Annotated in this window: 25 protein-coding genes; all 25 read left to right on the top strand. The window is 71.4% G+C overall.

Translation table 11 applies throughout. From position 1 onward, the window contains the following. The first annotated feature begins 31 nt into the window (after positions 1–31). Positions 32–373, top strand: coding sequence for a flagellar basal body rod protein FlgB (flgB, locus tag MME74_RS04690; protein ID WP_267417559.1), 342 nt, complete (start codon positions 32–34; stop codon positions 371–373). Further along, a complete protein-coding gene (locus MME74_RS04685; RefSeq protein ID WP_267417558.1) occupies positions 370–762 on the top strand; it encodes a flagellar basal body rod protein FlgC in 393 nt (130 codons plus the stop codon). The genes flgB and MME74_RS04685 overlap by 4 nt, the downstream gene beginning before the upstream one ends. Further along, complete coding sequence (gene fliE / locus MME74_RS04680; protein WP_267417557.1) at positions 762–1,064, top strand: flagellar hook-basal body complex protein FliE; 303 nt, start codon at positions 762–764, stop codon at positions 1,062–1,064. The genes MME74_RS04685 and fliE overlap by 1 nt, the downstream gene beginning before the upstream one ends. Further along, complete coding sequence (gene fliF, locus MME74_RS04675; RefSeq protein ID WP_267417556.1) at positions 1,064–2,686, top strand: flagellar basal-body MS-ring/collar protein FliF; 1,623 nt, start codon at positions 1,064–1,066, stop codon at positions 2,684–2,686. Before fliE ends, fliF begins: the two co-directional genes overlap by 1 nt. Beyond that, complete coding sequence (fliG, locus tag MME74_RS04670; protein WP_267417554.1) at positions 2,683–3,687, top strand: flagellar motor switch protein FliG; 1,005 nt, start codon at positions 2,683–2,685, stop codon at positions 3,685–3,687. The genes fliF and fliG overlap by 4 nt, the downstream gene beginning before the upstream one ends. Then, positions 3,677–4,282, top strand: coding sequence for a FliH/SctL family protein (locus MME74_RS04665; protein WP_267417553.1), 606 nt, complete (start codon positions 3,677–3,679; stop codon positions 4,280–4,282). The genes fliG and MME74_RS04665 overlap by 11 nt, the downstream gene beginning before the upstream one ends. After that, positions 4,279–5,574: a FliI/YscN family ATPase gene (locus tag MME74_RS04660; RefSeq protein WP_267417552.1), complete on the top strand. Its 1,296-nt coding sequence runs from the start codon at positions 4,279–4,281 to the stop codon at positions 5,572–5,574. The genes MME74_RS04665 and MME74_RS04660 overlap by 4 nt, the downstream gene beginning before the upstream one ends. Further along, complete coding sequence (locus MME74_RS04655) at positions 5,571–5,993, top strand: hypothetical protein (protein WP_267417551.1); 423 nt, start codon at positions 5,571–5,573, stop codon at positions 5,991–5,993. Before MME74_RS04660 ends, MME74_RS04655 begins: the two co-directional genes overlap by 4 nt. Next, on the top strand, positions 5,990–7,435 hold the full coding sequence (locus MME74_RS04650) for a flagellar hook-length control protein FliK (RefSeq protein WP_267417550.1): 1,446 nt from the start codon (positions 5,990–5,992) through the stop codon (positions 7,433–7,435). The genes MME74_RS04655 and MME74_RS04650 overlap by 4 nt, the downstream gene beginning before the upstream one ends. A 15-nt stretch (positions 7,436–7,450) precedes the next feature. Further along, complete coding sequence (locus MME74_RS04645; RefSeq protein ID WP_267417549.1) at positions 7,451–7,888, top strand: flagellar hook assembly protein FlgD; 438 nt, start codon at positions 7,451–7,453, stop codon at positions 7,886–7,888. Between the two features lie 25 nt (positions 7,889–7,913). After that, on the top strand, positions 7,914–9,074 hold the full coding sequence (locus MME74_RS04640) for a flagellar hook protein FlgE (protein WP_267417548.1): 1,161 nt from the start codon (positions 7,914–7,916) through the stop codon (positions 9,072–9,074). Positions 9,075–9,247: 173 nt separating this feature from the next. Next, positions 9,248–9,646: a hypothetical protein gene (locus MME74_RS04635; RefSeq protein ID WP_267417547.1), complete on the top strand. Its 399-nt coding sequence runs from the start codon at positions 9,248–9,250 to the stop codon at positions 9,644–9,646. Positions 9,647–9,689: 43 nt separating this feature from the next. Next, the gene (locus MME74_RS04630; RefSeq protein ID WP_267417546.1) at positions 9,690–11,390 is read left to right on the top strand and encodes a long-chain-fatty-acid--CoA ligase; all 1,701 of its coding nucleotides are present in this window, start codon (positions 9,690–9,692) and stop codon (positions 11,388–11,390) included. A 179-nt stretch (positions 11,391–11,569) separates the two neighbouring features. Then, positions 11,570–11,815 (top strand): flagellar FlbD family protein, encoded by a 246-nt coding sequence (locus MME74_RS04625; RefSeq protein WP_267417545.1) that lies wholly within the window; start codon positions 11,570–11,572, stop codon positions 11,813–11,815. Next, entirely contained in the window at positions 11,815–12,624 is an 810-nt protein-coding gene (locus tag MME74_RS04620) for a motility protein A (protein ID WP_267417544.1), read from the top strand. The genes MME74_RS04625 and MME74_RS04620 overlap by 1 nt, the downstream gene beginning before the upstream one ends. Further along, positions 12,621–13,430 (top strand): OmpA/MotB family protein, encoded by an 810-nt coding sequence (locus tag MME74_RS04615; RefSeq protein ID WP_267417543.1) that lies wholly within the window; start codon positions 12,621–12,623, stop codon positions 13,428–13,430. The genes MME74_RS04620 and MME74_RS04615 overlap by 4 nt, the downstream gene beginning before the upstream one ends. Positions 13,431–13,478: 48 nt before the next feature. Then, on the top strand, positions 13,479–14,411 hold the full coding sequence (locus MME74_RS04610) for a flagellar motor switch protein FliM (RefSeq protein WP_267417541.1): 933 nt from the start codon (positions 13,479–13,481) through the stop codon (positions 14,409–14,411). Further along, positions 14,408–15,067, top strand: a complete 660-nt coding sequence (fliN, locus tag MME74_RS04605; RefSeq protein WP_267417540.1) for a flagellar motor switch protein FliN — start codon at positions 14,408–14,410, stop codon at positions 15,065–15,067. The genes MME74_RS04610 and fliN overlap by 4 nt, the downstream gene beginning before the upstream one ends. 32 nt (positions 15,068–15,099) lie before the next feature. After that, on the top strand, positions 15,100–15,564 hold the full coding sequence (locus tag MME74_RS04600; protein WP_267417539.1) for a FliO/MopB family protein: 465 nt from the start codon (positions 15,100–15,102) through the stop codon (positions 15,562–15,564). Then, positions 15,561–16,379, top strand: coding sequence for a flagellar type III secretion system pore protein FliP (gene fliP / locus MME74_RS04595; protein WP_267417538.1), 819 nt, complete (start codon positions 15,561–15,563; stop codon positions 16,377–16,379). The genes MME74_RS04600 and fliP overlap by 4 nt, the downstream gene beginning before the upstream one ends. Then, a complete protein-coding gene (gene fliQ, locus MME74_RS04590; protein ID WP_267417537.1) occupies positions 16,376–16,648 on the top strand; it encodes a flagellar biosynthesis protein FliQ in 273 nt (90 codons plus the stop codon). The genes fliP and fliQ overlap by 4 nt, the downstream gene beginning before the upstream one ends. 4 nt (positions 16,649–16,652) lie before the next feature. After that, positions 16,653–17,414, top strand: a complete 762-nt coding sequence (locus tag MME74_RS04585; RefSeq protein ID WP_267417536.1) for a flagellar biosynthetic protein FliR — start codon at positions 16,653–16,655, stop codon at positions 17,412–17,414. Then, positions 17,411–18,502, top strand: coding sequence for an EscU/YscU/HrcU family type III secretion system export apparatus switch protein (locus tag MME74_RS04580; protein WP_267417535.1), 1,092 nt, complete (start codon positions 17,411–17,413; stop codon positions 18,500–18,502). Before MME74_RS04585 ends, MME74_RS04580 begins: the two co-directional genes overlap by 4 nt. Beyond that, positions 18,499–20,559: a flagellar biosynthesis protein FlhA gene (locus MME74_RS04575; protein ID WP_267417534.1), complete on the top strand. Its 2,061-nt coding sequence runs from the start codon at positions 18,499–18,501 to the stop codon at positions 20,557–20,559. Before MME74_RS04580 ends, MME74_RS04575 begins: the two co-directional genes overlap by 4 nt. Positions 20,560–20,563: 4 nt before the next feature. Beyond that, positions 20,564–20,815, top strand: a complete 252-nt coding sequence (gene csrA, locus MME74_RS04570) for a carbon storage regulator CsrA (RefSeq protein ID WP_267417533.1) — start codon at positions 20,564–20,566, stop codon at positions 20,813–20,815. The last annotated feature ends 31 nt before the right edge of the window (positions 20,816–20,846 follow it).

The raw sequence follows: 20,846 nt of genomic DNA, 5'->3' as shown, positions 1-20,846 counted from the left end.
GCCACATCAGCCTCACACGGGAAGCCGGTTCGTGTTCGACTCTGTGACCATCACCGCACTGACGAGTGCGCTCGACGGCCTCGCGCTGCGCCAGCGGGCCATCGCGGACAACATCGCCAACATCAACACCCCGAACTACCACGCCAAGCGGGTGCAGTTCGAGGAGGCTCTCGCGCGGTCGGTCGATGCGGGCGACGGCCGGGTCGGCGCCACGGTCGGCACCTCTCTCGAGCCGACGCGACTGAACGGCAACAACGTCAACCTCGACACCGAGACCCTGTCCAGCATCGACACGATGCTGCGCTACCAGTTCGCGACGCAGGCCGTGAACGGCTCGTTCGCGTCGATGCGCGCAGCGATGAGGACCTCATGACCTTCGACGCGATCGGCATCGCCAGCACCGGCCTGACCGTGCACCGCAAGTGGCTCGACGCCATCAGCGACAACATCGCGAACATCAACACCGCGACCGCCACCAACGGCACGGCGTTCCGCGCGCGTTACATCCTCGCCCAGACGAGCGACCAGTCGCCGGGCGTCTACGTGGCCGGCACCGTGCAGGGCAGCGCGCAGGGCCGCCTCGTGCACCAGCCCGACCACCCGCTCGCCGACGCCGACGGCTACGTGCGCTACCCCGACATCGACCTCGGCGATCAGATGAGCCAGCTCATCCTCGCCCAGCGCGGCTACCAGGCCAGCGCCGGGATCGTCGACCGTGCTCGCAACGCCTACGAATCCGCCCTCCAGATCGGACGCAGCTGATGGACCCTCTCGCCGGCATCGAGGGCATCTCCTCCTCGTTCACGCTCACCCCGCCGACCGCCCCCGCGAAGGCGACGGACGACACCGCCTTCGCGAACAGCGTGACGGGCGCGATCGACGAGCTGCGGTCGCTGCAGTCCGACTCCGACGCGCTCAAGGTGGCCGCCGTCACCGGCGATCTCGATGACATCCACTCGGCCATGATCGCCTCGTCCCGTGCGGCGGTCACGCTCGAGCTCGTCGCCGCCGTGCGCAACAAGGGCGTCGACGCGTTCAACGAGATCATGCGGATGCAAGCCTGATGCCCCAGGCCGTCACCAACATCTTCCAGCGGATCGGGCGCACCATCGCGGGCTTCTCGCTCGCCCAGCGCACGATCGCCATCATCGGCGTCGCCGTGCTCGCGCTCGGCATCGTCGCGCTGTCCAGCTGGCTCACCCGCCCGACCTACACCCCGCTGTTCTCGGGGATGAGCGCCACCGACGCGAACGCGGTGGTCGAGCAGCTGCGGTCATCGTCGGTCCCCTATGAGCTGGCGGACGGCGGGGCGACCGTGCTCGTACCGGAGAAGGACGTGTACGACCAGCGCCTCGCCGCGGCCTCGGCCGGACTCCCCAGCTCGAACTCGGGCGGCTACTCGCTGCTGGATGACATGGGCGTCACGACGTCGGAGTTCCAGCAGTCGGTGACCTACAAGCGCGCGATCGAAGGCGAGCTCGCCGCCACGATCTCGTCGATCAAGGGCGTGACCGCCGCGTCGGTGCAGCTCGCCATCCCGGAGGAGAGCGTGTTCGTCTCGGAGACCGTCGACGCCACGGCCTCCGTGTTCGTGGAGACGTCGGGCAGCTCCACCCTCTCGGCGAAGCAGGTCGAGGCGATCGTGCATCTGACCTCGGCCGCGGTCAGCGGCATGAAGCCGGAGAACGTCGCCGTCGTGGACCAGAACGGCCAGACCCTCTCGGCCGTCGGCATCGGCTCGACCGGCGGCATCGACCAGCAGGCGAGCGACTACGAGGCGCGGGTGACCGCGAGCGTGCAGCAGATGCTCGACACCGTGGTCGGCCCGGGGAACGCGACCGTGACCGTGGTCGCAGAGATCGACCGCTCGGTGAACGAGCGCGTCGAGGAGACCTACACCCCCGCCGAGGGCGCCCCGCCGCTCACCGAGCAGACGCGCACCGAGACCCAGAACGGCTCGAGCTCGAACGCCGGCGTGCTGGGCCCCGACAACATCGCCGTGCCGTCCGCGGGCGGCGACGGCACATACGAGTCCACCGAGGCCTCGAAGAACAACGCCGTCAACAAGAGCACGCAGAGCACGTCGACCCCGGCCGGGAACGTGCTGCGCCAGTCGGTGTCGGTCGCGATCGACGCCGGCGCGGGCGGCAACCTGAGCACGGCGCAGCTGAGCGACCTCGTCGCGACCGCGGCCGGCATCGACCGTCAGCGCGGCGACGACCTCGCCGTGGAGCTGGTCGCCTTCAGCCAGACCGACGCCAAAGCCGCACAGGCCGCACTGCAGGCGGCGAAGGACGCGGAGGGCGCCGAGCGACAGGCGGTGCTGCTGAACACGCTGATCATCGCCGCGGCCGTCGGCCTCCCCCTGCTGCTCGCCGTGATCGCGCTGTTCCTGCGGTCGCGTCGTCGCGCCACCGCCGCGACCGAGTTCGACCAGCTCTTCGGCGACAAGCCGGCACCCCTGTCCGCGATCGCCGCCGGTGCGGGCACCGCACAGCTCGACCCGCCCACCGTGCCCCTCGCGTTCCTGGACACCGTCCCGGACCCCGAGCCGGAGCCCGATCCCGAGCCCGCGCAGGTCAGCCTCGAGCGCCGCCGTGCCGAGATCGACGCACTCACGCGGCAGGACCCGAAGCGGACCGCCGAGCTGCTGCGGACGCTCATCGACGACAGGCAGCGCGTATGAGCGGGCTGACCGATCGGCAGACGGCCGCCGTCGTGCTGATGAACCTCGATCGCGCGCAGGCGATCGAGGTGATGAAGCATCTCTCCGAGGCGGAGGCGGAGGCCGTCGCCGCCGAGATCATCGACCTGCAGGACCTGGATGCCGCCACCACCGCGCAGGCGCTCGGACAGTTCCACCGCATCGCGAGCGGACATCTGCCGCCCGCGCGCGGCGGCCGCGACATCGCCGCCGGGCTGCTGGAGGCGTCCTTCGGCGCCGAGCGCGCCGCCGCCGTGCTCGGCAGGGTCGGCTCGACGTCGATGACCTCGTCCTTCGAGTTCCTCGGCTCCGCGGACCCCGCGCAGCTCGCGACGCTCCTCGACGGGGAGCTCCCGCAGACCGTCGCCCTGGTGCTCGCGCACCTGCCGACCGATCGCGCCGCGGCCGTGCTCGCCGCGCTGCCCGATCCGACCCGGACGGATGTGGCCCACGCCATCGCGACGATGGGGACCGCCTCGCAGGAGGCGATCGCGATCGTCGCCGACGCGCTCCGGGCGCGCACCGGGACCTTCGCCGCCCGCGACACCCCCGAGGTGCTGGGCGGCGTGGAGCCGCTCGTCGAGATCATCGCCCGGTCCGGGGCGACGGTCGAGAAGGCGCTGCTGGCGAGCATCGAGGACAGGGACAGCGCGCTCGCGGAGGACATCCGCTCGCGCATGTTCACGTTCGCCGACATCGTGAAGCTCGACGACCGCGACACCCAGCGGGTGCTGCGAGGCATGGACATCCGCTCGCTGGCGCTCGCGCTCAAGGGCGCGAACCAGGCCATCGCCGACCTGATCCGCCGCAACGTCTCGGAGCGCAACCGGGAGAACCTGGACGAGGAGGCGCGGACGCTCGGTCCGGTGCGGGTGTCCCAGGTCGAGGAGGCCAGGGCCGAGATCGTCCGCACGATCCGTGCGCTCGAAGCGGCGGGCGACATCACGGTGCAGCGCGCCGACGAGGACGAGTATGTCTACTGACGCCTTCTCGCCGGTCCTGTTCCCCCGCCTCGACGCGCACGAGGACGCGGCGGAGCATGCCCGGGCGCGGATGCGCGGCTACGCCGACGGACACGCGGAGGGCTATCGAGCCGGACTCGCCGAGGCGGCGACCGCGCAGCGTCTCGCCGAGGCGGAGCAGGAGGCCCGTGCGCAGGCATCCGCGCGCGAGGGAGAGGACGCGGTCGCCGCGCTCCACGCAGCCGCTCGCTCGCTGGGCGACCGGGAACGCGAGCTGACGACGGCGGCCAACGACCGCGTCCTGCGCTGCGCCATCGAGCTCGCGGAGCTCATCCTCGTCGGTGAGCTCACGGATGCCGGCTCCTCCGCAGCGGTGGCGGCCCGGCGAGCGCTCGCGGCCGTCGACCCGACCGAGATCCGCGAGGTGCGACTGCATCCGGACGACCTCGCCACCATCGAGCGGTCCGCCGGCGAGCTGACCGCCTTCGCGCTCGTCGCCGACGACACGCTCGACCGGGGCGATGCCGTGGCGACGCTGGACCACGGGCACATCGACGCCCGGATCGCGCATGCGCTGGAACGCGCCCGACTCGCCCTCGCGGAGGCCGGATCGTGACCGCCTGGGCCGCGGTGCGGGAGGCGGTGCGCCCCGAGCGCGTGGGCGAGGTCTCCCAGGTGCGCGGCCTGAGCGTGCAGGTGCGCGGGCTCGAGGGCGCGGTCGGCGACGTGGTGACCCTCGACGGTGTCGATGCGGAGGTCGTGGCCATCGGCGAGGGCGGTCTGCGCTGCATGCCCCTCGGTCCGGTCGCCGGCCTCACCGTCGGCGCACCCGTGCGCGGCCGCGGCGGTCCGCTGCGCGTGCCGACCGGGGCCGCGCTGCTCGGACGGGTGCTGGACGGACTGGGTCGACCGATCGACGGGAAGGGCCCCCTGCACGGCGCGGTCACCGTGAGCCTCGATCACGCGCCGCCGTCGATCATGGGGCGCGACCGGATCGACTCCCCGCTCCCCCTCGGCGTCCGCACCCTCGACACGCTCGTCAGCGTCGGACGCGGGCAGCGCGTGGGCCTGTTCGCGGGCTCCGGCGTGGGCAAGTCGTCGCTGCTGTCGATGATCGCGCGCGGCACCGAGGCCGAGGTCACGGTGATCGCCCTCGTCGGCGAGCGCGGCCGCGAGGTGCGCGAGTTCATCGAGGACGACCTCGGGCCCGAGGGGCTCGCCCGCTCCGTGGTCGTGGTCTCGACCTCGGATCAGCCCGCCATGGCCCGCATCCGGGCCGCGTACACCGCGACGAGGATCGCCGAGGCCTTCCGCGACGACGGCGCGCACGCCATCCTCATGATGGACTCCCTCACCCGCGTCGCGATGGCGCAGCGCGAGATCGGTCTCTCCGCCGGCGAGCCTCCGGCCACGCGCGGATACCCGCCCTCCACCTTCTCGCTCCTCGCCGGGCTCCTCGAGCGGGCCGGCACCGACAAGCGCGGCTCGATCACCGGCATCTACACCGTGCTCGTCGACGGCGACGACCACAACGAACCCATCGCGGACACCGTGCGATCGATCCTCGACGGCCATGTGGTGCTCGACCGTGCGCTCGCACTGTCCGGCCATCACCCGGCGATCGACGTGCTCGGCTCCGTCTCCCGGGTGGCGGGCAAGATCACTGCTCCGGAGCGGCGCGGCCATGCGGCGACGCTGCGCGCGGTGCTCGCGGCCCGACGACGGGCGAACGACCTGATCGACATCGGCGCCTACCAGGCGGGGGCCGACGCGCGCATCGACGCCGCGATCGCCCACGAACGGGCGATCTCCGCCTTCCTGACCCAGTCCCTCGACGAGACGAGCGAGATCGGCGAATCGTGGCGCCGGCTGGAATCACTGGTCGCCGGGTTCGGAGGGGTCTCATGACGCGGTCCTTCTCCCTGGCCGGCCTGTTGCGTGTGCGGGAGATCCAGGAACGGGCGGCGGCCCAGCGGCTCTCCCGTGCCGTGATCGACGCCCAGCACACCGAGGCCCGTGATCGGTCCCTCCGCGCGCACCTGTCCGGCGCGGGGAGCGAGGCCGTCGACGTGCGCTCCCTCGCCGCTCTCGCCGCGGCCCGGGTGGCCGGACGGACCCTGCTCGCCGATCTCACGACGCTCGCGGAGCTGCAGGAGCAGTCGGTCGACGAGGCGCGGACCGCGCACGCGGAGGCTCGCCGGGCGATGCGCGGTCTCGACCGCCTCGCCCAGGCGCACGCCCTGCGGGTGCGCACGGCCGAGCTGCACGCGGAGCAGACGGAGCTCGACGAGATCGGCTCGCGCACCAGGACGGAGAGCCCCTCATGACCTCCCTCGGCATCGTCGACATCCTCGACGCGCGGGCGCCCCGATCGCCGGGCGGCGCGAACGGCTCGCGGCACTCGACCCCCGGAGCCGCGGCCTTCGCCGACGTCATCCAGGACGCCGCGCGCATCCCCGCGGACGACGCGGGCGGAAGCTCATCCGACGCCGCCACGGACGACGCATCGCCCTCACCCGCCGCCGTGCCCTCCACGCCCACGGCGCCCGCCCCGCCGATGACCATCCCTGCACCGGAGGCGACTCTCACCTCCGCACCCTCCCCGGCGATCGACACGTCGGTCGGGCTCCCCACCGCGGGACAGCCGGGGACCTCCGAGGACGCGGGTGCGCCGACGGCCGTCTCGCCCGCCGACGGCACGACGGAGCCCGCAGCCCCGGCCGCACCGAACGCTGCCCCCACCGCCGCGGCGGCGACAGCCGCTTCGGGCGCGAAGATCGCACGCGCGCAGCCGGCACCCCCCGAGGCCACCCGGATCCGCACACCCGCGACGACGGCCGCTGCTCCGGCCACCGCACCCGCGGCCTCGACGAGGTCCGACGCGTCTCCGCTCGGCGCGGGAAAGACTCTCGGCGCGGGAACGACTCTCGGCACCGGAACGACTCTCGCCACCGGGACGACTGCGGAGGGGCCGGCCGTGCCCGGTCCCGGCGTCCTCGGACGAGCAGCGGTCGGCGGCGCGGTCGCGCCCGCGGCGGCCTCCCCCGCGACGGCGACCGGCCGGGAAGCGCTCGACACGAAGGCTGCTCCGGACGCCGCGACGAGTGCCGCCGCGCCCGGTCCGGCGTCCGCTCCGGTCGCGCCCCTGCCGTCGGTGAGCACGACCGGTGAGACGCCCCCGCCGCCGCTCGCCGTCGGCAGCAGCGCGGCACCGACGCCGGTGACCGCCGCGACCCCCGCGGTGCCGGTCGCCCGCCCCGTGCTGCTCCCGCAGATCGCGGCGCCCGTCGTCGCACTCGCCCAGTCTCCGGACGGCGACCACAGCATCACGCTGACGGTGTCGCCCGAGAACCTCGGCCCGGTCACGGTGCGCGCGCACATCTCGGGCGGTGCCATCCACATCGAGCTGCACGCGCCGAACGACCTCGGTCGCGAGGCGCTGCGGGCCATCCTCGCCGACCTGCGACGGGATCTCGCGGCGGCTGCCCCGCAGGCCTCGCTCCTGCTGTCGACCTCGGACGACGGTCCCGGCACGCCGAACCCGCAGACGTCCCCCCACGGCGGTGGCGCGAACGGCGGTGGCACGAACGGCAGCGGCTCCGCGAACGGCAACGCCGGTGCGAGCGGCGGCCAGTCCGGGAACGGCACCGCGGCCGGGCGGGATGCCCCCGGGGCGCGCTCCTCGCCGGACGCGGGCCCTCCGACACCGGCCGGGGCGACCCCCCTCCCGCTCGTCTCGCCGCACGGCGGCATCGATGTCTTCGCCTGATCCGAGAGGAACCCCATGACCGATCCCATCTCCGGCACCATCCCGCCGTCCGGTGTGCAGACGGGCAGCACGACGCCCCCGACCGAGCGCAAGAAGACGCTCGACTCCGAGGTGTTCCTGAAGCTGCTGGTGACCCAGCTGACCAATCAGGACCCGAGCTCCCCCATGAACACGAACGAGATGATCTCGCAGACCACGCAGCTGGCCTCCATGGAGCAGCTGACCGCGCTCACCGCGACCTCGACGGAGAGCTTCGCGCTCAGCATGCGGCAGACCGCCGCCGCGCTGATCGGCCACGAGGCGCAGTACGTCGATGAGGACGGCGTCACCCAGAAGGGCATCGTGACCTCGGTCTCCTACGCCAGCGCCGTCCCCCTCGTCACCATCGGCGACGCATCCATCCCCCTCGACGCCGTCTCCGGCGTCTCCCTCGCCCCCCGTTCGCAGTCCTGACCAGTCCCTCCAGAAAGGCATCATCATGCTCCGCTCTCTGTTCGCCGGAATCTCGGGTCTGCGTTCGCACCAGACCATGCTCGACGTCACGGGCAACAACATCGCCAACGTCAACACGACGGGCTTCAAGGCCTCGGCCGTGCAGTTCCAGGACTCGCTCTCGCAGCTGGTGCGCAACTCGATGATGCCGCAGCAGGCCGTCGGCGGGCAGAACCCCGCCCAGGTCGGACTCGGCGTGCAGGTCGCCGGCATCAGCACGAACTTCGCCTCCGGTGCGCCGCAGCCCACCGGCGTGCCCACCAACCTCATGATCGCCGGCGACGGCTTCTTCGTCGTGCGTTCGGGCGGCGAGACCCTGTACACCCGCAACGGCGGCTTCTCGTTCGACGCGAGCGGCAAGCTGGTCTCCGCCGACGGTGCACTCGTGCAGGGGTGGACCGCGCGCGGCGGAGCCATCGTCCCCGGTCAGGGCATCGGCGACATCACCCTCCCGGTGGGGGCGCTGAGCCCCGCGACGGCGACCACCACCGCCCGCGTCACCGGCAACCTCCCGTCCGGAGCCGCCGTCGGCGAGACGCTCGTCCGCGACATCAAGACCTACGGCGCCGACGGCACCGCCACCTCACTGCGCCTCACCTTCACGCGCAGCGCCACCGGGTGGGACGTCACCGACCCGGCCGGGGCGACCACCGCGCTCACGTTCAACGACGGGAAGCAGCCGGGCGCGTCGTCGATCGTGTCCGGCGGCGTCACGGTCGATCTCTCCGCGGTGACGGGGTTCGCCGACGTCAGCGACGTCGCGATCAAGGAGCAGAACGGCAAGCCGGCCGGCACGCTCAGCTCATACGCGCTCACCAACGACGGCAGCCTCGTCGGCACGTTCAGCAACGGCGACACCGAGGTGCTCGCCCGCATCGCCCTCGCCGGATTCGTCAACCCGGGCGGCCTCGAGAAGGCCGGCTCCTCGCAGTTCCGCCCGAGCGGCAACTCCGGCGAGCCCACGCTCGGTCAGGCGGGCTCCGACGGCATGGGCGGCATCATCAGCGGCGCGCTCGAGATGTCGAACGTCGACCTGTCGCAGGAGTTCACGAATCTGATCGTCGCCCAGCGCGGCTTCCAGGCGAACGCCCGCATCATCACCACCAGCGACGAGGTGCTGCAGGAGCTGACCAACCTCAAGCGCTGATCGGTCGGACTCTGCGGAGTCCCCATCGGGGTGGCGGCGAGACCGCCACCCCGATGTCTATCCGAACTCGCGCAGCTCCGATGTCAGCTCACGTTCCGAGTGTCTTCGTCCACCCGTCAGCCTGAGCCGCCGGGTTTCGCCGGTACTGTCGAACGGAGAGAACGGAGCCGGTCATGGACGCGGTCGACGCTGTGGGCATCATCGCCGAGGTGCTCTCCTGGATCGGGCTCGGAATCGGTCTCCCTCTGCTCGCCATCGTGTTCCTGGTGAAGGTGCACGACGGCTCCTGGGTGCCTCACGAGGTCGTCATCGTCCACGAGGAGGACGGCCGGGCGCGGGCCCGCTGGTTCGCCGCGGGCGACTTCCGGGAACGACCGCTCCGCGCGGAGGAGGCCGTCCACTGGCGCGGACGAGAAGAGGCCGACGCCTTCCTCAGCGAGCGGCACCCGGATCTGATGCGGTTCGAGCCCCGCAGGCCCCTGCTGCATGCGTTCCAGGTGCTCGGGATCACCCTGGCCGGTGTCGGCGCGGCCGCGGTCGTCCTGTCGATCGTCCTCCTGTTCGTCGGCTGACGGCGCGGTGTCCGCGGATCGCGATCGCGGGCAGGATGGAGACATGCCTGAATCTCCGCTCGCCGCACGTCCCTGGCTCGACTCCTATGCGGAGGGCGTCCCCGCGGAGATCGAGGAGCCCTCGCAGACCCTGACGGAGATGCTGTCCGCGAGCGTGAAGGCGTTCGGCCGGCGACCGGCGCTGGACTTCTTCGGCGCCGTCACGACCTACCGGGAACTCGGGGAGCAGGTCGAGCGGGCGGCCGAGGGTCTGCGCCGTCTCGGAGTCGGCCCGGGCGACCGGGTCGCGCTGGTGCTGCCCAACTGCCCGCAGCACGTCGTCGCGTTCTACGCGATCCTCCGACTCGGCGCGATCGTGGTCGAGCACAACCCGCTCTACACCGCACGCGAGCTGCGGCATCAGTTCGAGGATCACGGTGCGCGCGTCGCCGTCGTGTGGGACAAGTCCGTGGACACGGTCGCCGGCTTCCCCGCAGACGTCAGGGTGGAGCACATCGTGAGCGTCGACATCACCGCGGCGATGCCGCTGTCGAAGCGTCTCGCGCTGCGCCTGCCCCTGCCCAAGGCCCGCGAGGCGCGCGCGAAGCTCACGGCCACCCCGAAGGCACGGCACCTCACCGCGTGGAAGAGCCTCGCCGATCACCGACGCCTCTCGCGACGGGTGGCCGGCCCCGGGCTGGACGACATCGCGCTGCTGCAGTACACGAGCGGGACGACGGGTGTCCCGAAGGGGGCGATCCTCACGCACGCGAACCTCCGGGCCAACGCGATGCAGGGGCGGGCGTGGGTGCCGGGGCTCGTGGACGGCCAGGAGACGTTCTACGGCGTGCTGCCGCTGTTCCACGCGTACGGCATGACCCTGTGCCTGACCTTCGCGATGAGCATCGGCGCGAGGCTCGTCCTCTTCCCGACGTTCGACCTGGGGCTGGTCACCGCGGCCGCCCGCTCGACTCCGCCCACCTTCCTTCCCGCCGTGCCGCCGATCTACGACGCCCTCGCCCGTGCGGCCGCGCGGGGCACCATCGATCTCTCGACGGTGCGCTTCGCGATCTCCGGAGCGATGAGCCTTCCGGTCGCCACCGTGAAGCGCTGGGAGGAGGCGACCGGCGGCCTGCTCGTCGAGGGCTACGGCATGACCGAGGCCTCGCCGGTCGCGCTCGGCAACCCCATGGGCCCCACCCGTCGCCCCGGCACGGTCGGCGTGCCTTTCCCGAGCACGGAGATCCGCGTCGTCGATCCGGCGGACCCGACGGTCGACGTGCCGTCCGGCGAGGCCGGTGAACTCCTCATCCGCGGACCGCAGGTCTTCCAGGGGTATTGGGGACGTCCGGGCGAGACGGCTGACGCCCTGCTCCCCGAGGGGTGGCTGCGGACGGGCGACATCGCCCAGGTCTCGTCCGACGGGTTCGTGAGCATCGTCGACCGTCTCAAGGAGCTCATCATCACCGGTGGCTTCAACGTGTCGCCCAGCGAGGTGGAGGACGCGCTCGTCGCCCACCCCGATGTCGTCGCCGCTGCGGTCGTGGGCCTGCCGCGATCGCATGGCGGCGAAGAGGTCGCCGCCGCGGTGGTGCTCCGCGACGGCGCCGCTCTCGACGTGGATGCGCTGCGCGACTTCTGCCGCACCCGCCTCACCCCCTACAAGGTGCCGCGCCGCATCACCGCCGTCGACGACCTCCCCCGGTCGCTCATCGGGAAGGTGCTGCGTCGTCAGGTGCGGGACAGTCTGCTGTCCGATCGCTGAGTCGCCGAGGTCGGAGGCGCCGTGACGCGGAGGAGACCGATCGCGATTGCGAGCGCCTCCGCCGGCTCCGACCTAACGCACGGTCCCGACCGGCCGACAGTCACCTCCGACAGCCCAGGACGGGCCGTCGGGTCCGCGCTCCCCCGGGAACGCGGACGGATCTTTCCAGGATGGAGCCCATGATCGTCCTCACGCGCCTGAACCGCTCGCGGTTCGCGGTGAATCCCGACCTGATCGAACGTGTCCAGGCCACGCCGGACACGACGCTCATCATGGTCGACGGCGCGACCTTCGTCGTCACCGAGACGATGGACGACGTGATCGCGCAGATCACCCGGTTCCGCGCCGGAGTGCTCGCGGCCGCGGCCGATCTGATCGCCGCGAACGGCTCCGACGTGGCCCCCGATCCCGAGGCCGGTCTCTGATGGATCCGTCCCTCATCCTCGGACTGGTGCTCGCGTTCGGCGCCCTGATCGCCATGATCAACCTCGAAGGCGCGACCATCGGATCGCTGCTGATCCCTGCCCCGATGGTGCTGGTCTTCGGAGCCACGATCGCCGTCGGCATCGCGAGCGGCACCGTGCGCGATGCACTGCATGCGGTCAAGTCGCTCCCCCGCGCCTTCCGCGGCGAGCGCCGCACCGCGTCGAGCATGATCGAGACGGTGGTCGGCTACGCCGAGAAGGCGCGCGCCGAAGGGCTCCTCGCCCTCGAGCAGGGGCTGGAGGACGAGAAGGACCCGTTCCTGCGCCAGGCACTGCAGAGCATCGCCGACGGCACGGACGCCGAAGACCTGCGAATCCTGCTGGAGGATGAGCTCACCTCGACCGCCGCCCGCAACCGCACCGCCTCACGCTTCTACATGACGCTCGGCGGCTTCGCGCCCACCGTCGGCATCATCGGCACCGTCGTCTCCCTCACGCATGTGCTGGAGAAGCTCGACAAGCCCGACACCCTGGGTCCCATGATCGCGACGGCATTCGTGGCGACGCTGTGGGGTCTCCTGTCGGCCAACTTCATCTGGCTGCCCATCGGCGGACGCCTCCAGCGTCTCGGCGAGCTCGAGCTCGAACGCATGACCGTGCTCATGGAGGGCATGCTCGCGATCCAGGCCGGTGCCCCGCCGCAGTTCGTCGGAGAACGCCTGCGCGCCCTCGTGTCCGAGCGTCCCTCCGCCCGCTCCGGCCGTCATGCCCGCACCCGAGCAGCCGAGGAGACGGAGCAGGCGTCATGAGCGTCCGTGCCCGTCGCCGCGTGCCCCAGGAGGAGCACAGCGGTCCGGACGAGCGATGGATGGCGTCCTACATGGACATGGTCACCGTGCTCATGTGCATGTTCATCGTGCTGTTCGCGATGTCGACGGTCGACCAGGAGAAGTTCGAGGCCCTCAGCGCCTCCCTCGCGACCGGCTTCGGACAGGAGCCCTCCGACAAGGTCGACGTCACGACCGGCGTGGTGGTCCCGCCCGAGCTCGTTGACGAGAACGGCGACGACTTCGCGGACATCGACATGGCCGCGGCGCAGACCGAGTTCAGCGAGCTCTCCGCGCTGCGGGAGCGGCTGCGCAAGGTGCTCGCCGACAACGGGCTCGAGGCCGACGTCACCTTCACGATCGATGAGCGCGGCCTCACGATCGGACTCGTCAGCGCCGAGACGTTCTTCACCACGAACAGCACCACGCTCAGCGCCAAGGCCGTGCGCGTCCTGGATGCGCTCGGCTCGGTGCTGGTCTCCGCCCCGAACGAGATCTCGGTCGAGGGTCACGCCGACGTGCGCGGCTCCGTGGCCCCGTATCCCACGAACTGGGAGCTGTCGGCCGGTCGCTCCACCCAGGTGCTGCGCCATCTCGTCGAGTCCTCCGGCCTCCCGCCGACGCACCTGAAGTCGGTCGGATTCGGCGACACCCGCCCGGTCGCAGCGGGCAGCAGCGCCGATGCCCTGGCGAAGAACAGGCGGGTCGACATCGTCGTCCTCTCCGACGCGAACGAGGAGGTGCGCGCGCTCATCCCCGAAGCACAGGCGGGGCAGCCTTCCTCCTGACCCGTTCCTCTTCTAACGCACGCCGCCCACCGCCCGATAGTCGGGTTCGTGGTGATCGAGGACAGCGTGCGCTCCGAGGTGCGCGCAGCGACGGCGACGAAGACCGCCGAGGTCGAGGTGTACGACTTCGGCCGTTCGGCGACCCTCTCGCGCGAGCACACCAGGGCGCTGGAACTGGCCTTCGAGACGTTCTCCCGACAGTGGTCGGCGCAGCTCTCCGGCAAGATCCACGTCCGCGCCACGATCGCCGTCGAACACGTCGGGATGATGACCTACGGCGAGTACGCCCAGTCGCTCCCCACCACGACCACGATGATCGTGTGCGCGCTTCCCGACTCCGAAGAGCGCCTGATCGTGCAGCTGCCGACCTCGGCCGCGACCGCGTGGATCGTGCAGATGGTCGGCGGGCGGGCGACCGCCGCCTCCGAGGACCGCACGTTCACCCCGATCGAGCAGGCCCTGATCCGCTCGCTGATCGTCGACGCGATCGACCACCTCACCGGCTCGCTGGACGGGATGCTCCCCGCCGGGATCACGGTCAGCGGCATCCAGTACAACTCGCAGTTCGCGCAGGTCGCGGCCGCGGGCGAACCCGTCATCGTGGCGCGCTTCTCCATGCGCCTCGGGGGCCGCACCGTCCCGGCGAGCGTGATGCTGCCCGCGTCGGTCCTCGCCGGCTTCACGGTGCGCTCCTCGGATGCCGACCTAGCGGCCGCCCCCGGCCAGATCCGTCGGCAGGTCGAGGTCGCCCCCGTCGAGCTCGCGCTGCGGCTCGCTCCTCGGGCCGTCCTCCCCCGTGAGGTGCTCGACCTCGCCGTGGGCGACATCATCTCCTTCCCGCACTCGGCCGACCGCCCGCTGGTCCTCGCCGTGGGCGACCAGCCCGTCGCGACCGCCGCCGTCGGCAGCGCCGGAGCGCGCCTCGCCTGCGTCGTCACCACCACCGTCCCCGATCCAGCTCTCGCCGAGGAGTCCGCGTGACCAGCACCACCACCTACGAGTCCGCCGTCGCCGCCGCCTTCGCCGCGTCGCTGCCGACCGCCGCTCCCGTCGCCGCACGGGCCTCGCAGGTCTCGGGAGACACCGGCGACGCCGTGATCGTGCAGTTCGTCGGGGAGGCCAGCGCCCAGCTGGCCGTGCAGCTGTTCGACCCCGACGCCCTGGTCGACGGCCTCGCCGGCGCCCCGCTGGCGGACCGGCTCCGCGACGCCCTGGAGGCCTCCACGAGCGCACTCGGTGCCGGAGCGCTCGGCGAGGCTCTGATCGGCGACGCCTCCCCGCTGTTCTCCGACCCGCTCGCACAGCTCTTCGACCTGCAGGATCAGACGGACCGCACGATCGGTCGCCTGGCCGTCATCGTCACGCACGCGCCGGCCGCCGCCTCGAACTCCTCGCGCCGGCTGCACCGCATCGCGGGCGTCGAGATGGAGCTCACGGTCGAGATCGGTCGCACCAGGATGGCCGTGCGCGACGTGCTCGACTTGGAGCCGGGACGCATCGTCGAGCTCGACCGCTCCGCAGGCGCCCCCGCCGACATCAAGCTCAACGGCCGCATCATCGCGCACGGCGAGGTCGTCGTGGTCGACCAGGACTACGCGGTGCGGATCACCCGCATCCTCGAGAACGTCGAGGCCTGACCCTGGACGACCTCCTGCTCGGCCTGCGGGTCGTGCTCTCGCTCGCCGCAGTGCTCGGGGTGCTGTGGTTCCTGCAGCGCCGGGTGGCGCGCACGCAGGCACGTCGTCGTGACAGCGAGGCGATCACGGTGCTCGGACGCCAGGGGGTCGGGCCGAAGGCGCAGGTCGTCGTGATCCAGACCGAGGACGCCCGCTACGTGCTGGGTGTCACCGAGCACGGGGTGAGCGTCGTCGACCGGCTGCCCCTCAAACCCGCCTCCCCCGACGCCGAGGACGCCCGCCCGACGTGGTCGTCGGCCACCTCGGAGGCGGCATCCGACGCCGCCGAGTTCGACCGCATCCTCGCCGCGACGGCGATGACCGAGACGACCGGCACCTCCCCGGCCGATCCGGCACCGCAGCGCCGGGTGCGTCACCGGAACGATCCTCTGCGCGGCTCCATCCTCTCCCCCGAAACCTGGCGGCAGACCGCCGAGGCCATCCGGCGCACGCGATGAGCGTCGCCCGTGGGGTCGTCGACGGCCGGCCGCTGCGACGACTCGCTCTGATCCTCGCGGCCGTGGTCGCGCTGGTGGTGGTGTTCACCCTGCTCACCGGCACGGCCGCCGCCCACGCGGCCGTGACACCGGACGATCCGGGCGAGGGCGTCACGATCGACATCAACGGGGTCGACGGCGGGCCCTCCGGCTCGATCCTCACCCTGCTGGGCATCACGCTGCTGTCGGTGGCTCCCGCGCTCCTGCTGATGATGTCGTCGTTCACGAAGATCTTCGTCGTGCTCGCGATGACGCGGAACGCGCTCTCGCTCCCGACGATCCCGCCGAACCAGGTCCTCGCCGGGCTGTCGCTGTTCCTGTCGCTGTTCATCATGTGGCCGGTGCTGACCGAGATCAACACGGTCGCGGTGCAGCCGTACATCGACGGCAGCCTCACGTTCACGCAGGCCATCGACGTCGGTCAGCTGCCGCTGCAGGAGTGGATGCTCCGCTTCACCCGCGAGGAGGACCTCGCCCTCATGACGCGGATGGCGGGTCAGCCGAACCCTGAGGACCCGTCGAGCGTCCCGATGTACACGCTCATCCCGGCGTTCATGATCTCCGAGCTCCGCGCCGCGTTCATCATCGGCTTCGTCATCTTCGTGCCGTTCCTGGTGATCGACCTCGTCGTGGCCGCGGCACTGATGTCGATGGGCATGATGATGCTCCCGCCGGTCATGATCTCGCTGCCCTTCAAGATCCTGCTGTTCATCCTCGTCGACGGCTGGGGGCTCATCATCCGCGCCCTGCTGGAGAGTTACGGGGGTGTCGGATGACCCCGGAGGCCGTGCTCGACATCGGCGCCCAGGGCCTGATCATCGCGGCCAAGCTCGCCGCCCCCGTCCTGGTCACCGCGCTCGTGGTGGGCTTCGCCATCTCGCTGCTGCAGTCCATCACCCAGGTGCAGGAGGTGACGCTGTCGTTCGTGCCGAAGATCGTCGCGGTCGGCATCGCGCTGCTCATCGCCGGCAACTGGATGATCGCGGAGATGATCGCCTTCACGAACGAGATGTTCGCCCGCATCCCCTCCCTGCTGAGCGGATGACGACGTGTACATCCCCATCGACTTCGCATGGCTCGAGGCGACCATGCTGACGGCCGTGCGCATCACGGCGTTCATCATGATCGCGCCGCCCTTCTCCTACGGGGCGATCCCGGTGCGGGTGAAGGCCATGCTGGCGATCGGCCTCTCGCTCGCGGTGGGCACCGCGGTCTCCCCCGGCTACGAGAACCTCGACACCGGGCCCTTCCTCGGGGCGCTGGTGCTCCAGCTCGTGACCGGCGCCCTCCTGGGCTTCCTCGTGCTGCTGTGCTTCTCGGCCCTCCAGGCCGCCGGCAGCCTGATCGACGTGTTCGGCGGATTCCAGCTCGCCCAGGCCTTCGACCCGCACTCGCTCGTCAACGGCGCGCAGTTCACGCGGCTGTTCCACCTGACGGCGCTGACGCTGTTGTTCACCTCCGGCGGATATCAGCTGATCCTGGCCGGTCTCGCGCGCAGCTTCCAGGCCGTGCCGGTCGACGGCGTGTTCACCGTGGCGGGTCCCGCCGAGCTCCTCGTCGACGGGGTGTCCCAGATGGTGCTCGCGGCCGTGCAGATCGCCGGGCCGCTCGCGCTCGTGCTGTTCCTCGCCGATGTGGGCCTCGGCCTGATCACGCGCGTCGCGCCGGCGCTCAACGCGTTCGCCATGGGCTTCCCCGTGAAGATCCTGCTGACGCTCTTGCTCGCCGGGGCCGTCTACGCCGCCCTCCCCGGCATCGTCGACGCCCTCGCCTCCCAGGCGCTGAAGATGATGCAGGGGGTGGGACAGTGAGCGGCACCGACACCGGGGAACGCAGTGAGAAGGCGACCGACAAGCACCTCCGCGAAGCCCGACAGAAGGGGCGCCTGTCCCGCAGTCAGGACCTCACGGCCTGGCTCGGGATCGGAGCCGCGGCGATCGCCACGCCGGCCGCCATGGCCCTCGGCGCATCGGCCGGCACCGAGCAGCTCCTGACCCTGACCTCGCTGGTCCTCGCCCCCACCCCGGAGGCCGCGCTCGGCGCGCTCGAACGCGGCCTCGCCTCCGTGCTCCCGACCCTGGGGGTCATGCTGGCCGCCGTCGCGATCGTCACCCTGATCGGCGCCGTGATCCAGGGCGGCGTGCATCTGCGCCGCATGACCGGACGCTTCGAGCAGTTCAACCTCGTCAACGGCGTGCGGCGGGTGTTCGGCATGCAGGCCCTGTGGGAGGGGGCCAAGGCGCTGATGAAGACCGCGGCGATCGGCATCGCGCTCTGGCTTGTGATCGCGAGTCTGATGCCGGTGCTCACCGCCAGCGGGGCGCACTCGATCACGCGTCTGCTCGGCGTCGCGACCGACGGCACGACCGCGCTGCTGCAGACCGCGATCGCCGTGGGCCTCGCCCTCGCGGCGGTCGACATGTTCGTCGTGATGCGCCGCAACCGCAAGCACACGCGCATGACCAAGCGCGAGATCCGCGACGAGAGCAAGAACTCCGAGGGCGACCCGCTCATCCGCCAGCAGCGGCGCTCCCGGCAGCTCGCGGTCAGTCGCAACCGCATGATCGCCGCGGTGGCCGGATCCGACGTCGTGGTGGTCAACCCCACGCACATCGCGGTCGCGCTCCGCTACGAGGCCGGCCGGTCCGCCCCCAAGGTCGTCGCGAAGGGCAGCGGCGTGATCGCGGAGCGCATCCGCGACGAGGCCGCCCGAGCCGGGGTGCCGATGGTGCGCGAGATCACGCTCGCCCGAGCCCTGCACGCCGCGTGCGAGCTGGGCCAGGAGATCCCGGAAGACCTGTACAACGCCGTGGCGCGCGTGCTCGTGTTCGTCGACGCCCTGCGTCGGCGCGGCGCCGCCCGCGGCATCCACTCTCTCCCCTACCGGAGGACCGCATGAGACAGCTGTTCGTCAAGCTCATGGTGCCCATCGGGGTCGTCGGCATCATCATGCTGCTCGTCGTCCCGGTGCCGCCGTTCCTGCTCGACATCCTGATCATCCTGAACATCATGTTCGCCCTGGTGATCCTGCTCACTTCGATGTTCGTGAAGAAGCCGCTGGACTTCTCGGTGTTCCCCTCGCTGCTGCTCGTGGCGACGCTGTTCCGACTCGGCCTCAACGTCGCATCCACCCGTCTGGTGCTCGGCGAGGCGTACGCGGGCCAGGTGATCGAGGCCTTCGGCGCGATCGCCGTGGGCGGCTCGCTCATCATCGGCGCGGTGGTCTTCCTGATCCTCGTCGTCATCCAGTTCGTCGTCGTCACGAAGGGCGCCGAGCGCGTCGCGGAGGTCGGCGCCCGGTTCACGCTCGACGCGATGCCGGGAAAGCAGATGGCGATCGACGCCGATCTGAACGCCGGGCTCATCACCGACACGGAGGCTCGCGAGCGCCGCGCGGAGGTGGCGGCGGAGGCCGACTTCTACGGCGCGATGGACGGCGCCTCGAAGTTCGTGAAGGGCGACGCGATCGCCGGCCTCGTCATCATCATCATCAACATCGTCGGCGGCATCGCGATCGGCCTCGTGCAGCACGGCATGTCGATCGACGAGGCCGTGAGCACCTACAGCCTCCTCACGATCGGCGACGGCCTCGTCACGCAGATCCCGGCGCTGCTGATGGCCGTCTCGACCGGCATGATCGTGACCCGCTCGACCGCGGAGGCCGAGATGGGCACCGCCGCGTCGGCGCAGCTCGGCCAGTCCCGCAACGCGCTCATCATCGCCGGGTGCGCCGCGATCATCATGTCGCTCATCCCGCACATGCCGATGCTGCCGTTCGTCGCGATCGGGGCGCTCCTGCTGCTCATCGCGCAGCGCATCAAGGCGACCCAGAAGCGCGAGGAGGAGGAAGCCGCCCGGACGCCCACCGCCGCCCCCGTGGACCAGCCCGAGGAGCTGATCGAGAAGATGCGCGTGCATCCGCTCGAGATCCTCCTCTCCCCCGACATCGTCGACCTGGTGACCGGCGGTCCCGACGATCTCCTGGCGCGGGTGAAGGCGCTCCGGCGCCGGGTCGCCCTCGACCTCGGCCTGATCACCCCTCCGGTGCGCACCCGCGACAGCATCGAGCTTCCGCAGGCGACGTACGTCATCCGCATCGCCGGGGTCGAGACCGGACGCGGGACCGCCCCGGTGGGTTCCGTGCTCGCGCTGGGGCAGGGGCTGGAGAGCCTTCCCGGCACCGCGACCCTCGATCCGGTCTTCGGGCTCGAGGGCAAGTGGATCCCGCTGGAGATGCGGCACAGCGCCGAGTTCGCCGGAGCCACGGTGATCGACCGCGCGAGCGTGATCATCACGCACCTCTCCAGCGTCATCCACGCGCACGCCGCACGCCTGCTGAGCCGGGAGGACGTGCGCCAGCTCACCGACGCCCTCAAGCAGGCCTCCCCCGCCGCCGTCGAGGAGCTCACGCCCGCCCTGCTCTCGCTGGCCGAGGTCCAGCGCGTGCTGCAGGGCCTGCTGGCCGAACGGGTGCCGATCAACGACCTCAGCCGGATCTACGAGGCGCTCGCCCTGCGAGCCCGGACCTCGACCGATCCGGAGGGACTCATCGAGGCCGCCCGCGGGGCGCTGGGCCCCGCGATCGCCGCACGGTTCGCGGACGGCGGCGTCCTGCGGGTGGTGATGATCAATCCGCTCCTCGAGCAGGCGATGCTGGAGAGCCTCCGCCCGGGCGACGAGGGGACGCAGATCGTCTTCGACCCGCAGCGCATGGAAGCCGTGGTCGAGTCCGTCAAGCAGGCCGTCTCCTCCGTGCGCGAAGGCGGCGAGCCGGTGCTGGTGTGCGCCCCGTCGCTGCGCCCCGCGGTGCGACGACTCGTGTCCGCCCAGACCGACGGGCTCCCGGTGCTCTCGTACTCGGAGGCGACCGCCGCCGCACTCACGATCGAGACCGTCGGTGTCGTCCGCGACGCGGCATCACCGTCGGTCGGCGCCGTGTCCGCGGCAGTAGGCTGAACGAATGCTGGTGTTGACGAGGCGGATCGGTGAGAGCGTGCGCATCGACGGCGAGATCGAGGTCACGCTGCTCGAGATCAAGGGCGACAGCGTGCGCATCGGTGTGAAGGCCCCGCGTGAGACGCGCATCCAGCGCACCGAGATCATCGACGCGGTCGTCGCGGAGAACGTGTCCGCCGCCGCCGAGACCGGTGCCGACGCGGAAGACGCGATCGCCGCCGCCCTCGCCCGGGGTCGGGAGACCCGCACGCCGTAGCGAGCGATCACCTGCCGGGCTGTCCCGCCGG

The organism is Microbacterium oxydans, assembly GCF_026559675.1.
In the GTDB taxonomy this organism is placed as follows: domain Bacteria; phylum Actinomycetota; class Actinomycetes; order Actinomycetales; family Microbacteriaceae; genus Microbacterium; species Microbacterium oxydans_D.
The sequence above is the reverse complement of the archived record's forward strand: the minus strand, read 5'-3'. Positions and strand labels throughout refer to the sequence as shown.